The 13196-nt window shown below is 61.6% G+C and carries 14 protein-coding genes; 4 read left to right on the forward strand and 10 right to left on the reverse strand.

What is annotated here, in order from left to right; all coding sequences use genetic code 11:
* The 4 genes from rny to NUW23_11895 form a co-directional block, all read right to left on the reverse strand.
* On the reverse strand, positions 1–1494 hold a 1494-nt coding region (gene rny, locus NUW23_11880), incomplete at its 3' end, for a ribonuclease Y (protein ID MCR4426863.1).
* 304 nt (positions 1495–1798) lie between these two features.
* A complete protein-coding gene (locus NUW23_11885; protein MCR4426864.1) occupies positions 1799–2251 on the reverse strand; it encodes a recombination regulator RecX in 453 nt (150 codons plus the stop codon).
* A gap of 71 nt (positions 2252–2322) precedes the next feature.
* Positions 2323–3369, reverse strand: a complete 1047-nt coding sequence (gene recA, locus NUW23_11890; protein MCR4426865.1) for a recombinase RecA — start codon at positions 3367–3369, stop codon at positions 2323–2325.
* A gap of 76 nt (positions 3370–3445) precedes the next feature.
* Entirely contained in the window at positions 3446–3604 is a 159-nt protein-coding gene (locus tag NUW23_11895) for a hypothetical protein (GenBank protein ID MCR4426866.1), read from the reverse strand.
* 46 nt (positions 3605–3650) lie between these two features.
* Between NUW23_11895 and NUW23_11900 the strand changes: the two genes are divergently transcribed.
* Entirely contained in the window at positions 3651–4070 is a 420-nt protein-coding gene (locus NUW23_11900; GenBank protein ID MCR4426867.1) for a hypothetical protein, read from the forward strand.
* 39 nt (positions 4071–4109) lie between these two features.
* On the opposite strand, the gene NUW23_11905 is transcribed toward NUW23_11900, so the two are convergent.
* From NUW23_11905 to NUW23_11925, 5 genes are all read right to left on the reverse strand, one after another.
* The gene (locus NUW23_11905; GenBank protein MCR4426868.1) at positions 4110–5516 is read right to left on the reverse strand and encodes a metallophosphoesterase; all 1407 of its coding nucleotides are present in this window, start codon (positions 5514–5516) and stop codon (positions 4110–4112) included.
* On the reverse strand, positions 5483–6775 hold the full coding sequence (locus NUW23_11910) for a competence/damage-inducible protein A (GenBank protein ID MCR4426869.1): 1293 nt from the start codon (positions 6773–6775) through the stop codon (positions 5483–5485). Before NUW23_11910 ends, NUW23_11905 begins: the two co-directional genes overlap by 34 nt.
* Before the next feature lie 27 nt (positions 6776–6802).
* Positions 6803–8287 carry an AAA family ATPase gene (locus NUW23_11915; protein MCR4426870.1) on the reverse strand — a complete coding sequence of 495 codons (1485 nt, stop codon included), beginning with the start codon at positions 8285–8287 and terminating at the stop codon, positions 6803–6805.
* The gene (locus NUW23_11920) at positions 8281–8844 is read right to left on the reverse strand and encodes a hypothetical protein (GenBank protein ID MCR4426871.1); all 564 of its coding nucleotides are present in this window, start codon (positions 8842–8844) and stop codon (positions 8281–8283) included. The genes NUW23_11915 and NUW23_11920 overlap by 7 nt, the downstream gene beginning before the upstream one ends.
* Positions 8845–9101: 257 nt before the next feature.
* Positions 9102–9404 (reverse strand): hypothetical protein, encoded by a 303-nt coding sequence (locus NUW23_11925; GenBank protein MCR4426872.1) that lies wholly within the window; start codon positions 9402–9404, stop codon positions 9102–9104.
* Positions 9405–9744: 340 nt separating this feature from the next.
* Between NUW23_11925 and NUW23_11930 the strand changes: the two genes are divergently transcribed.
* The 3 genes from NUW23_11930 (at position 9745) to NUW23_11940 (ending at position 12437) form a co-directional block, all read left to right on the forward strand.
* Complete coding sequence (locus NUW23_11930; GenBank protein ID MCR4426873.1) at positions 9745–10065, forward strand: hypothetical protein; 321 nt, start codon at positions 9745–9747, stop codon at positions 10063–10065.
* On the forward strand, positions 10062–11789 hold the full coding sequence (locus NUW23_11935; GenBank protein ID MCR4426874.1) for a hypothetical protein: 1728 nt from the start codon (positions 10062–10064) through the stop codon (positions 11787–11789). Before NUW23_11930 ends, NUW23_11935 begins: the two co-directional genes overlap by 4 nt.
* Before the next feature lie 195 nt (positions 11790–11984).
* Positions 11985–12437, forward strand: a complete 453-nt coding sequence (locus NUW23_11940) for a hypothetical protein (protein ID MCR4426875.1) — start codon at positions 11985–11987, stop codon at positions 12435–12437.
* Between the two features lie 39 nt (positions 12438–12476).
* Here the strand turns inward: NUW23_11940 and NUW23_11945 are convergent, their stop codons facing one another.
* On the reverse strand, positions 12477–12932 hold the full coding sequence (locus NUW23_11945) for a hypothetical protein (protein MCR4426876.1): 456 nt from the start codon (positions 12930–12932) through the stop codon (positions 12477–12479).
* Between the last annotated feature and the right edge of the window lie 264 nt (positions 12933–13196).

Here is a 13196-nt window from a genome sequence, read left to right on the forward strand (position 1 = left end):
AACAGTGACCTTGATCTGGCCTGGGTATTCGAGGTCCTGCTCGATCTTTTTTACGATGTCGCGGGCGAGCTTGGTTGCGGTGAGATCATCGATCCTCTCCGGCTTCACCATGATGCGTATCTCCCTGCCCGCCTGGATTGCATAAGCCTTGTCCACCCCGTCGAACGAGTCGGCAATCTCTTCGAGCTTCTCGAGACGCTTGATATACGTCTCAAGTGTCTCCCGTCTCGCGCCGGGTCTTGCGGCCGAAACCGCGTCCGCCGCTTGAACCAGTACCGCCTCGATGGTCTTCGGTTCTTCGTCTCCGTGGTGCGCAGCGATGGCATTTACGACCTGAGGGGATTCGCGGTACTTCCGTGCAAGCTCCGCACCGATCGCTACGTGCGGCCCCTCCATTTCATGGTCGGTTGCTTTGCCGATGTCATGTAGAAGTCCCGCCCGCCTAGCCAGTGCCACGTCCGCGCCCAGCTCGGCAGCCATGGCCGCTGACAGATGAGCGACCTCTATTGAGTGGCGAAGCACGTTCTGCCCGTAACTAGTCCTGAATCGAAGTCTCCCAAGAAGTTTGATGAGCTCCGGGTGGACCCCGTGTGCGCCCACTTCGAACGTGGCTCGCTCCCCTTCCTCCCGGATCACTGCGTCCACTTCTTTCTGAGCTCGCTCCACCATTTCTTCAATTCGGGCCGGGTGTATCCGGCCGTCCTGGATGAGACCTTCCAGTGCGATCCTTGCGACTTCCCGCCTGACCGGATCGAACCCCGACAGTATCACGGCCTCAGGGGTATCGTCGATGATCAGGTCTATCCCCGTGAGAGTCTCAAGCGCTCGGATGTTCCGCCCTTCCCGGCCGATGATCCTTCCCTTCATCTCGTCGTTAGGGAGCGCTACGACGGAGACAGTGGTTTCGGCAACTTGATCGGCGGCGCATTTCTGAATCGCCTGGGTGATTATGTCCCGGGCGCGCTTGTCCGCCTCTTCCTTGGTCTGGGCCTCGATCTCTTTGATCATGATCGCGGCGTCGTGCCGGATCTCCGATTCGATCTGGCGCAGAAGTTGCGCGCGAGCCTGTTCGCTCGACAGCTGGCTGATCCGCTCGAGTTCCCGGCGCTGGCTCGCACAGATCTCCTCTATCTCTGCCTGGGTTCTCTCGATTTCTTTCTCTCGCCTCTCCAGGTTGTTTTCTCTCTTCTCCAGTTGCTCAGTCTTCCGGTCGAGGGATTCCTCTTTCTGGAGCAGCCGGCGCTCTATCCGCTGGAGTTCCACACGGCGTTCTCTGCTCTCACGCTCGACTTCCGAACGCATCCTGTGGACCTCTTCCTTCGCCTCAAGTACGGCTTCTCTCTTCTTCGCCTCAGCTTCTTTCTCTGCTTCTTCCACTATATGCTTAGCGGCGTCCTCGGCTGACGAGATCTTCGCCTCTGCAAGGAACTTCCGCATGAGGTAGCCAATGCCCATGGCCCCGGCGCCGATCAAAAGGTACGTCAGTAGCTGCATCCAAAGCTTGATATGAACCCACCTCCTCCGGTTTCCAGATTATCTCACGCACCATGCGTCCCAATGCAACAGAAGCCGAGCAGAAACTCGGCTTCAGACGGGCACATATCCAAACCTGCCCCACGTCAAACTGCAGTTTTGGAACTTGACCACACTTACGTTTCTTGCTCCCAGTGTTGATTCTATATGTAGTCCTGCATGACTGTCAAGGCAAACCCCAGGTGATACCCAGGCCAAGGCCGTTCATTCCCCGTGCCCGGAGAAAGCCCGCGCAGGTGGACTAAATGAACGCGCCCGCAGTAGTTCATTCCCCGTGCCCGGAGAAAGCCTCTCGGATAACCCTGGCAATGGTCTCCGTCGTGAACCCCCGCCGCTCCAGCATCCCTGCGACGTGCCGCTTGACCCTCTCAAGCGCGCGATCATCCCCAGCTGACGTGGGGCCTTCCGCCGCGATCTTGCGTCTCGCGATGGCCAAGGCCACGCCGAACTCGTCTCGCCCCTCGCACGCAGCGCGGGCGGAGGCTGCGGCAAGGTCGGGATCGAGCCCTCGAGAGGCGAGTCGCCGAGCAATCCCAAGGACACCCCACTGGCCGGATTCCGCATCGTACTCCGCCCACCTCTGGGCGGTCTTGGGGTCATCGAGATAACCCAGGCGGGTCATCTCCCTGACCACTTCATCGACATGGGAAGAGGAGAAGCCTCGCCGCTGGAGCGCCGCCCGAAGCTCCTGCTCCGTGCGCGCCCTTGCAGCAAGCATCGAATATGCCGCCTCCATCGCGCGGGCGAAGGTTCGTTCACTCCCTCGCCCGCGTGAGCCGCACGGCGTGTTCATTGCCTGCTTGTCCCGCTCTCGGCTGCAGCATCAGAGCCGGCGGGCCGTCCGGGCCGGACCAGGCCGATCGCCTCTCGGATCTTGGTCTCGATCTCCGCTGCAAGTTCGGGGTTGTTTCGCAGGAACTCCCGGGCGTTTTCCTTGCCCTGCCCGAGCCTCAGATCGCCGTAGGAGTACCATGTGCCACTCTTCGATATAACGCCGGTGGCATCGCCGATGTCGAGGATGGAACCTTCGCGGGATATGCCCAGACCGTATATGATGTCGAATTCCGCCTCCTTGAAAGGCGGCGCCACTTTGTTCTTGACCACCTTGGCACGGGTTCGGTTCCCTACATAGTCGGAGCCTTGCTTGAGAGACTCAACTCGTCTCACTTCTAGACGAATAGATGCGTAGAACTTCAGCGCCCGCCCACCCGGGGTCGTTTCGGGGTTGCCGAACATGACACCGACTTTCTCGCGGATCTGGTTTATGAAGATCACACACGCTCGGGATTTGGATATTGCTCCGGTGAGCTTACGAAGAGCCTGCGACATCAGCCTCGCCTGTAGGCCTACGTGGGAATCCCCCATCTCGCCTTCGATTTCGGACCTGGGCACCAAGGCTGCAACGGAGTCCACGACAATGACATCCACCGCGCCGCTTCGGACGAGGGCCTCGGTGATCTCGAGGGCCTGCTCGCCCGTGTCAGGCTGAGAGACCAGGAGGTTGTCGATGTCGACTCCTACCTTCTTCGCGTAGGCTGCGTCGAGAGCGTGCTCCGCATCGATGAACGCGGCTATGCCTCCGAGCTTCTGCGCCTCTGCAATGATGTGCAAGGCAACGGTCGTCTTGCCCGAAGACTCCGGCCCGAAGATCTCGGCTACTCTCCCCCTGGGCATACCGCCTACCCCGAGCGCAATGTCGAGTGACAACGCGCCGGTGGGTATGGTGTCCACAGCCGCCCCTATGGACTCGCCCAGCCTCATGATGGAGCCCTTTCCGAACTCTTTCTCGATCTGTGACAACGCTACCTCGAGCGCCTTATGCCTTTCACTCACCAGCTAGCCGCCTCCTTCTGGGTTGCCTGGTCCCAGCGGTATTATAGCACATATGTTCGGTGACGAGTAATCCCGAGGCCTACGACAAGGGAGCCTGGGCGAGGCAGGTGTAGATCGGGCCATCGGGGGTAAGCTTGCTCGCCATGACCCGCACAGTCTCGACCGGCATGACCCCAAACCGCCTTTGAGCGTTGCCCACGATGGCCTCGACGAGCTCGGGCCCAGGGGGAGGGAGCATCGCCCTTGACTCTGCCTATGGTTAGATGGGCCCTGAAGGGCTTGTCTTGCGGGGGGAATCCAGAGCCAACGGTCTCAGCTTCCACGGACTTCGCCAAAGCCTCCAGCTCTGCTCCGCCGCGGTCGATGCCCACCCACACCACCCGGGCCTTGCCCGGGTTCGGGAAAGCACCGAGCCCGATGAAGGACACTCTGAACTTGCTGTGCACAGCCGCAGCTCGCGCCACCGAATCAGAGAGAGCAGGAATTCGGTCCTCGGGAACATCCCCGAGGAACTTGAGGGTTATGTGAAGGTTCTGCCGCTCTACCCACTTGACGGGCCGAGTCCGGTGTCGGAGGTCGGATATGAAGTCTTCGATGGTCCCGACAACCCGGCCCTGGAGCGCAACAGCAATGAAAGCCCGGACTGCTCGCACACTGATCCCTCCCGCGCAAGGAATTCCAGGTTTCCCTCGGGATTCCTCTGAGCCCGCCTTCACCTATCCGGGCGATTTTTCGCGCGATCATCAACGGCCGACCGGCACTCTCCTGACGACGAACCCGGACTGCCCTCTGGACACTTCCACCGTGTCCACGGCCACGAGACGCCAACGTGGAGCGGCCCCTTCATCCGGACGTGCCACGGCCTCGAAATGAAGTAACGCAAGAGTGTAGGGCGGTTCGGAAGCCGCCGAGAGACCCCGCAGGCCAGCCGCCCCTGTGGTGCCAGCGTTGATCATAACCGATCCATTCTGCTCTTTCACGGAGACCTTGTGGTCATGGCCGCACAAGATCACAGGGGCCGCGCCGACCGCACCCCCGGCACTGGCTTCGTTATGGACTGCCACGATGTCCACAGGTTCGCGAGACCGTGTGACCGCCTCTACTATGGAGTCTGAGATTTCCTTCAATTCAGCGCGCGTAGGAAGCACGCTATTCGCCGTGTGCGACGCTGGATCGGGAAAGCCCAGTATGGTGAGGCCCCGAAACGAGACGGGGCTCCCTTCGAGCACTGTGACATTGGGGATCTTGCGGATCCGGTCTACCACTGACGGTGAATCGTGGTTGCCGGGAACAAAGAAATACGGGACACCGAGTCCGCGAATCCTGTCCGCCAGGTTGCCCTCGAGTACGGTGCCCAAGTCAGTCAGGTCTCCGGTGTCGATTACTGCAGATACCCCGAATTCGGCAGCGAGCCTGGCTGCGAAGTCGTGGCCCGCTGGGTTGTTGTGAATGTCGGATACGTGGAGCACTCTGAGATGCGAATCGTCCGCAAGCGGGCCCAGGGCATGGACTGGCCGGTACACTGACGACAAGTTCTCGGTGAGCCTCTGCAGACCCAGGCTGAGTTGCTCGACGTGGTTCGCCCCTTCGTCTATGGATCCGAGCATCCACGGGGCGGCCTCGATCACCCCGAAGTACCTTGGGTTGGAGGAGAACGCGCCCACGTCGTAAGTGGCGGCCGCTAGGCCCAAGCCCGCGGCTACGGGGATCACCCCGATCCAGCAGGCCAGCGCGAGCCACTTCGGGCTCCTCAGGCCAAAGATCAGCCCAGCAAGAAGCCCTCCTGCCATTCCAAGGACCAGAAGTGCCGCGGCGAACCGCGGGAACACATCGCGGACAGCGCCCTTAAGCCCGTCCGCCAGAGAGGCCACGCCACGGGAGGATGCCACCATGCCTGGCACAGTGTCGAGATCTATATTGCGGAGACTCACTGTGAGGCTGAGAGGGCCGCGGTGGGTATCGGCATCGATTCGGCCGATTGGCGGCACCACGACTCTGGTGACGCCGGGCCCCGGCCCGGCGAACGACGCTCGGATGTCGAGTTCAAGAGCCTGATATCTGAACCTGACATGGCCGTGGAGGCTCGCCAGGAGAATCGACAGACCTACACATGCGATTACGAAGACAATGATCGAGCACTTGCCGGACAACTGGATGCCTCCTCCAGGTACCACCTGAGCAAGTCCAGAGCGAACTGCGCCGTCCGGTTCTTGATCGTCTCCCGTTCTCCCCCGAAGCGCGCCCTGGCGGTGATGACGCCGCTTCTGTGGACAAGCGCGAAGTATACGAGCCCGACCGGTTTCTCCTCCGTCCCACCTCCAGGGCCCGCTATGCCAGTGACCGCAAGCCCGAGATCAGCACCGCTCACACGTCTTGCGCCACGTGCCATTTCCGTGGCGGTCTTCCGGCTCACTGCGCCGTCTTCGGCCAGGGTTGAGGGATCGACGTCCAGTTCCTGTACTTTCGACTCGTTGCTGTACGTAACGATCCCGCGATCGAAGTAACGGGAGCTCCCAGGCACGTTCGTCAATCGGTGAGATATTAGGCCGCCGGTGCACGATTCCGCGCACGCGAGAGTCAGGCCAGATGCGGTAAGCAGCTGGCCCACGACTCCTTCCAGAGTCTGGTCGTCAATTCCGTACACCAGCCTACCCAGCCTCGATCTGATCTCCGCCTCCGTCGCGGCGACCATATCGTCGGCCAGGCGGGCACTCGCGGCACGCGCAGTGACCCTGACCTGGCACTCGCCCTCGCCTGCGTAGGTGGCGACTGTGGGGTTGTCGCGGCCGTGGGCAAGGTCCAGAATCAGACTCTCCAGCCGAGATTCACCTATCCCCGCAGTCTTGATGACACGCGAGCGGATCACCTCTAGGCCGCCAGTCTGCACGGCGCAATACTCACGTAGGTACGGTATCACGTGGTTCTCCATCATCCAGCGCATCTCCCGCGGCACACCGGGTAGACAGATCACCCGCTTGTCACCTGGTTCGAAAATCAGGCCCGGGGCCGTGCCCACTTGGTTACGTATAACGGTCCCGGTTCGGGGCACCATCGCCTGCCTGTGGTTGGAGTCCACCATCGGCAGGCCGCGCAACATGAACACCCGGGTGATATCCGCGAGGACCTCAGAGCTCTCCACCAGCGGAACCCCGAGAACGTCTGCGACCACTTCCCGGGTGACATCATCCTCGGTCGGCCCAAGCCCGCCAGTGACGACCAGGATATCCGCCCGCCCGAGGGCTTCTCGCACAACCGCCGCGAGCCTGCCGGGGTTGTCTCCCACCACGGTCTTGCGATAGACCGAGATGCCCAATCCCGGCAAGGCTCGGGCGATGTACACGGCGTTGGTGTCTACTATCTGCCCCAGCAGAAGCTCCGTCCCGACGGATATGATCTCAGCGTTCAACACTCAAGACCTCCCGCAACCTTGCAAGGCCTACGAGACTGCAGCCAGGCGGGCACGGAACACGTCACCGTCCATCCTCTCCGACTCGATAAGGGCGTCGGCAGTCTCCTTGACGAAATCGGTCTTGCTTCTCAGGATCGACTTGACCCTCTGTTCTTCCTCGCTGATTATCCGCACCACGGCGTCGTGGTACTTGTCTCTTGGGATGTCCGGCTCACTGATTACGCCCAGTTCTGACAGCCCCGCGTTTACAATCTTCCTGGCGATCTCCACGGCCTGATCCAGGTCGTGCATGGCGCCAGTACTTCGCTCCCCCAGGGCCAATTCCTCTGCCACCGCCCCGGCAAGGCACACTGCTATGCGCTCGCGGAGCTGGCCCGCGGTCTCCAGGTACGAGTCAGCCTCTGGAGACTGCCTGACGTATCCAAGGGCCTTCCCCCGGGAGGAAACCGTCACCGCAGCGACGGACCCTTTCCGAACGATTTCTCCCACAGTCGCATGGCCAAGCTCGTGGATGGCCACACGCCTCAGTTCTGAATCTTCAGGTTTCCGGTCGATTCGTTCCCCCATGATGACTTTCTCCATGGCCTCAGAGAAGTCACCCATGGTGATGGTGGCGCGCCCGTCCCGGAGTGCCATGATTGCAGCCTCGTTGGCAAGGCTCTCAAGATGCGCCCCTGAGAAGTGGAAGGTTTCTGCTGCAAGCCTGTCCAAGTCCACGTCCTCAGCCAGGGGTTTCCTCCTCGTGTGGATCTCGAGAATCCTTCGCCGGCCCTCCCGGTCGGGCAACTCCACTCCGACCACCCGGTCGAACCGGCCGGGTCTGAGAAGCGCCGCGTCCAACAAGTCTGACCGGTTGGTGGCGCCGATCACCAGCACGCGGGGGCCTTCCCCGGATCTGAGCCCGTCCATCTCCACAAGAAGCTGATTCAGGGTCTGGTCGTACTCCAGATGCCCCTGGTGCTTGCCCCTCACACCCCCAAGGACGTCGATCTCGTCCAGGAAGATCACGGCGTTCTTCTTGCCCTGCGCCGCCGCGCGCTTCTTTGCCGTTGAAAAGAGCTCGCGGATGCGCTTGGCGCCCACGCCCGCGTACATCTCGATAAACTCCGACCCGGAGGCCGAAATGAACACCGAGTCGGTGTAGGTGGCTGCCGCCTTTGCGAGCAGAGTCTTTCCTGTTCCAGGCGGCCCGCTCAGAAGTATGCCGCGGAGTGGCCGTATTCCAAGTTTGATCGCGCCGGATTCGTTCTTGATGAATTCGAGTGCTTCGACAAGCTCCCGCTTGGCGGTCTCCTGCCCGCCCACGTCGGCGAAACTCACCTTTGGTTGGCCCGGCTGGCGCCGGGTGCCCTCCATGATCTCGAACCGGCGCCCGGTTATGCGGCCAGACAGCATGAGTTCGAACGCCGCGACAAGCCCACCTATGAGGATCAAGGGGGTCGGGTCGTATCCCGCTGCCAGGCAGAAGACGAACCCGGCGACACCTGCGCCGATGGCGATGTCTCTCACCACACTCGCACACCTGCCCTTCCGGATGGAGCCTCCGCGACGGCGACACGCCCACGCGGAACGACCTCATACAGGGCATTGTGGCCATGTCTGAGCGTGACGTAGACATTGCACTCGTCCACGACTACCCGGACGTACGAGAGTTCGGCCGCTTCCGCAAGGGATTCCGCCTCCCGGGCCATATCCGCAAAGGAGCCGGTCGCGATTGCCTCGTGTATGGTGAAATGCATCCTGTGGAAGACGTCCGACAGTACTTCGTCCCTGGAGTCCACTATCCGGATCTCTATGTCATTGCCACCGGATATCTTGGTGAGTGCTCCCTGGACCTTCTTCATGGTCTCCCTGAGGTCGTCGACCTCACCGAGTTCGAGGTTGAGGACCCGTCCGTAGGAAGTCTGCTCGATAGAATACGACCGGACCTCCTGCATCGGGCGGAGAGTCCGCTCGAGAGGAACTGATATGGACGTCCTCGTAACAACCTCGCGGCCGGCGAAGAGGAGCGCAAGCGCCACCCCGAAGCTCACGAGTATTACTTTTGCATCCATGCCGAACACTTTCAAGGGCTTCCCCTCCAATCGGATCAATGTGCCCTTAAGGTGCATGGATCATTATATCACACGCCTCTTGCCAGCGCGAAGGGATGACCTGGAAGGAGGTCCTGTGGATAGATGAAGGCTTGCGGGGGTCTTGATACAGCGGTCTTGGCGGAACAGCGCCCCGAAGCCGTCGCGGTCACCGTGTGGACCGCGCAGCCGGACGGCCCCTCTCATTTCGAACGAGGGGCCGGGAGTCCGGTTTGCCTGGCTCACAGTGAAGGCTAACTGGGCAGCATACGGCTGCCTTGCGAGTCTCCAGGCCCACCGCTTGCAGGCCGGGCAATCAGGCCAAGGTAGGCCACGACTGTCAAAGCGTCTTTGTAACTCAGACTCTCAACCACCCTGGCAAATTCGCGGGTTACCGCCTCACGGTACTTGACGGGTCGTCCGGCAGATCTGGGGCCGCAATCGAATCCTTCATTTTGGGGTCCCCCTCGAACGATCCAGACGTAGTCCAGCAGGAGCATGAGGACATCCTCGAGCATGTACCCGATCTCCCTGAGCTCGTCCCCAAGATCCGTCATCTCCAATCCCCCTTAGGAGCCGACTGGAATCATTCCGATGCCTCGGGTATTCCCACGGCGCCCGAAGCACACGCAGGAGGTGGGCCATGCCCTGGCCACGCCTCACTGCGACCGGTACTTACGAACGAGCACCACTCCCCAACGTTGATCCACCTGTCGCGGACTCTGGAGCGAACTAGGTAGTAGTAGGCATTCCCCCTGAACCATCAGATGTCCTGCTGAGACATATCGACAAATGACACGGGCATTCGAACGCCCCTGAACCCTACGCCTAGTCCCTGCATCACCGGTGTAGAGTAGGGGCCCGAACGCCTCAACAAGCTGGCTGTCGCGAGAATGGGTGGCCGCGGTCACCCGCACTAACTTCGACAACCTGAACCGGCAGTTCTTCTCTCTCCTGAGTCCCAGGGGCAAGGGGCGCTTGGTCGCCTGCGTGAACCGAGGCTATGAGGTGTATGGGTTCGGCCCAGATGGTGAGCCCCGGAGATTGCACGTCCGCATGTTCACGCACCGCGAGTTCGGCCTCACAGACAAGGCGGATTTGGTGGACTACTTGATGAAGCAGGTCGCGCGCCGGAGTGGCATACATCCGGAAGATGTGATGTTCATAGGGGACGAGTTCGGCCCGGTGAGTTTGAGGGCAGCGATTCCCGGACGATGACCTCTTCGGCAAAGGGCGCGATCTACGTCAGTGTCGGCAAGGAGCCAAACGGGGTGCCCCAGGGTGTGTGTCACCTGGGCGGAGGCACTGAGGCGTTCGCCAATATACTTGAAGTGCAGATGAGAGCCTGGAGAGCGGAGGCCGCCCGAGACGCCATGGCAGTCACGCCCACAGGCGGCAATTGGGCGGTGACTGACACCCTCTGCTCCTCGCGGAACGCGGCATCGTATGAGACCATCTTCACTGCTGCAAACGGCTATCCGGGAACCCGAGGCGCCCACGAAGATGGCCTCTTCATTGGGAAGCCCGCTACTCTCATCGCAGGAGTGTTCGACCAGGCCCCGGGCGAAGCCACAGAGCCTGTGGTCGCGCCGGACTGGCTCGCCATAAGGCTCGCGGTCGACGGCACACCGATCTCCACGGATCAGCCTGGTGGGATTCGCGACTACGCACGTGCCCTCGACATGGCTTCCAGGGTGCTCTCCCGCACTTACAGGCACGTGGACTCGGGCGGGAGAACAGTCCGCGTGGACAGCGAGCGGTTTGAGTCCATCGACGACGTTCACCTTGTGTGCATGAGCTATCGGGTGACGGTGGAAGCCGGGACGGGCACTGTCACCTTGAGCTTCCGCATAGACGGGAACGTAGCGAACGCCGGGACTGTACATCTGGCAGTTGAGGAGACTAGCGCCTCCCCAGACCGTGAGATGCTGATGATCGCAGCCGCCGTCAACTCCGGGCGGAGGGTTGTCATGGCGGGGCGTGAGATCGTCACTCGCGTCTCGGTCTCTGTGCCCCCGTCAGCGAGTGTCGCGGGTGGACCCTGTGCGGGCCACGATTTCCAGGTTCACTTGGCCGAAGGCGACTCCGTGACCCTGGGCAAGTATGTTGCGGTGTTCACCTCGAGGGACTTGGAGGACGGCTCCGGAGGAATGGCTCACCCATCATCCCTGGCGGCAGCGGCAAAAGCCCACGGGACGCGCGCGGCTGTGAGCGGGTTCGGCGCTTGCCTTGCGGCACACTCCTCCCTCTGGGCCGCCCGGTGGGCGGGATGCGACGTCCGGATAGCCGGCCCAGACATCGACCAGGCGGCGATGAGATTCGCGCTCTTCCACACTATGTCCGCGGCGTCCAAGACGGACAGGCGAAAGGCCGCAGAAAGAGGCTACAAAGGTGCGGTGTTCGCCTGGGAGAGTGCCGACACCGGAGATGAGACGACTCCCGAGTGGACGGATCCGCACCCAGTGACTGGTGAGCGGATCCGCGTGTGGTGCGGCGACATGGAGGATCATGTGACCGCAGACATCTCCCACGCGGTCTGGAGCTGCTGGCGGTGGACTGGCGATCTCGAGTTCCTGCTCAATTACGGGGCTGAGATTATCATCGACGCAGCCCGGTTCCGGATGACCCGGGCGACCTGGAACGACTGGCGGGGCCGGTATGAGTGCCTGCGTGTGACCGGCCCTGACGAGTTCCACGACAGCGTCAACAACAATGCGTTCACCAACCACATGGCGAAGTGGAACATGGACCGGGCCATCGAGATTGCCGGGTGCCTGCGCGCACACTGGCCCAAGAGGTGGGCGGAGACTTCCGCCCGCCTGGGCCTGGACAACTCCGAGCTAGCAGAGATGGAGCGGGTATCGGGTCTTGTGTATCTTCCCGAGCCGGATCCAAAAACCAACATACTCGAGCAATTCGACGGTTACCACGCGCTCGAGTAGATAGACCCGGCGTCCGTGGACACCGGAGGCCTGCAGGTCGGTGCCGCATTGGGCCATGCGCGTGTGGCTGGAAGCAAGCTCGTCAAGCAGGCAGATGTTCTGATGCTTCTGAATCTGCTGCCTGACCTGTACAGTGTGGGAGTATAGGATGCCAACTGGTCTTACTACGAACCCAGAACCGTTCATACGTGATCGTTGAGCCCGTCCGCACACGCCATCGCACCGTGCAAGCTTGGACGGCCCAATGACGCGTACAGGTACCTGAAGAAGTGCATTGCACTCGATCTTGCGGACGAGCCAGGCAACACTGCAGCGGGCATACACGCGGCGAACCTCGGTGGGGTGTGGCAGGTCGTCGCGTTCGGGTTTGCCGGTCTCCAGCTCGGCGAAAGGGGCCTCAAGATCGAGCCCGCCCTCCCCGACGCCTGGGACCGGCTGGACGTACCCATCCACTACAGAGGCGTCCAACTTACCATCTCTGTTATGCGGCAACGGGTTAAGGTCAGCGTGCACGTGCCGCCGGGACAGGGCTCAGCGGAACCCGGCGTTCACAATACCGGCAGTTCCGGATTCTCCGGAATCAGGATAGAGTGTGTAGGTAATGACATGTGCGTGGACCCGGGACAGACGGCGGAGTTCGTCCTTTGATTCCCGTGAATGGGAAGGGGTTTTGATGGTGGCTGTCCTTCAGCCCCGATGAGCACGTGGTTTCTGACCAGCCTGAGGTCGTGCCCGAGAGCGCCTGCCCTTCGCACTCCCGATGGACTCCCCCACGATCCGGATGGCCAGATCATCTAGTCTGGCAGCCCTCAACCTCAGCCAGACGCCTGGAGCGACGACCGGCCAAAGCAGAGAGGCCCACAGGCGAGCCCCGAGGCTCCTGGCCTTCCACATTCCGGGCCGCGCCACTGCCCGGAACCCACGCGCCACCGGCTCCACTGATATTTCGAGTCCGGCCCTGATCCCGGGCACACCGCCACCAACTCTGTCCTGAATGAGTCTAAGGCGCCAACCGCGGGTGCCGTCCGGGGTCACAACGACACCGAACCCTCTTTCGATAAAGCGAGTAGCAGCATCCCCAACGGCAACCGCCAGGTCGACGCTACTTCGGGAGAAGACCATCACCCTGCGAAGTCCCAGCAAGTGACCACCCCCACGCGCAACGCTGCCGCCCCTTACCCGCTTTTCGCCCCTTTTCCTCCCTTTGTGGCTTCATCATCATATGCAAATATCCTTGCGCGAAATTACGGGCAGTTCGAAGCGCACATGTGTACAGTTGGGAGAATCCGACCGGCCCCACGAAGCTGTCTCGACCTGGGTGACGGCTCGAGACGAGTCTTGTGAGAACTTATCCCAGCCAGACGAGACCTCTTGGACACGCCTCGGGACAGGAGCACGTGAACGTCC

The organism is Bacillota bacterium, from assembly GCA_024655925.1.
Classification (GTDB): domain Bacteria; phylum Bacillota; class DTU025; order DTU025; family JANLFS01; genus JANLFS01.

What these genes read in the sequence shown, in the direction of transcription:
- NUW23_11885 (MCR4426864.1), bottom strand. Translation starts at nt 2,251, where the DNA reads ATGCTTGCTGCAAGGGCGCGCACGGAGCAGGAGCTTCGGGCGGCGCTC.
- NUW23_11895 (MCR4426866.1), bottom strand. Translation starts at nt 3,604, where the DNA reads ATGCTCCCTCCCCCTGGGCCCGAGCTCGTCGAGGCCATCGTGGGCAAC.
- NUW23_11935 (MCR4426874.1), top strand. Translation starts at nt 10,062, where the DNA reads ATGACCTCTTCGGCAAAGGGCGCGATCTACGTCAGTGTCGGCAAGGAG.
- NUW23_11925 (MCR4426872.1), bottom strand. Translation starts at nt 9,404, where the DNA reads ATGACGGATCTTGGGGACGAGCTCAGGGAGATCGGGTACATGCTCGAG.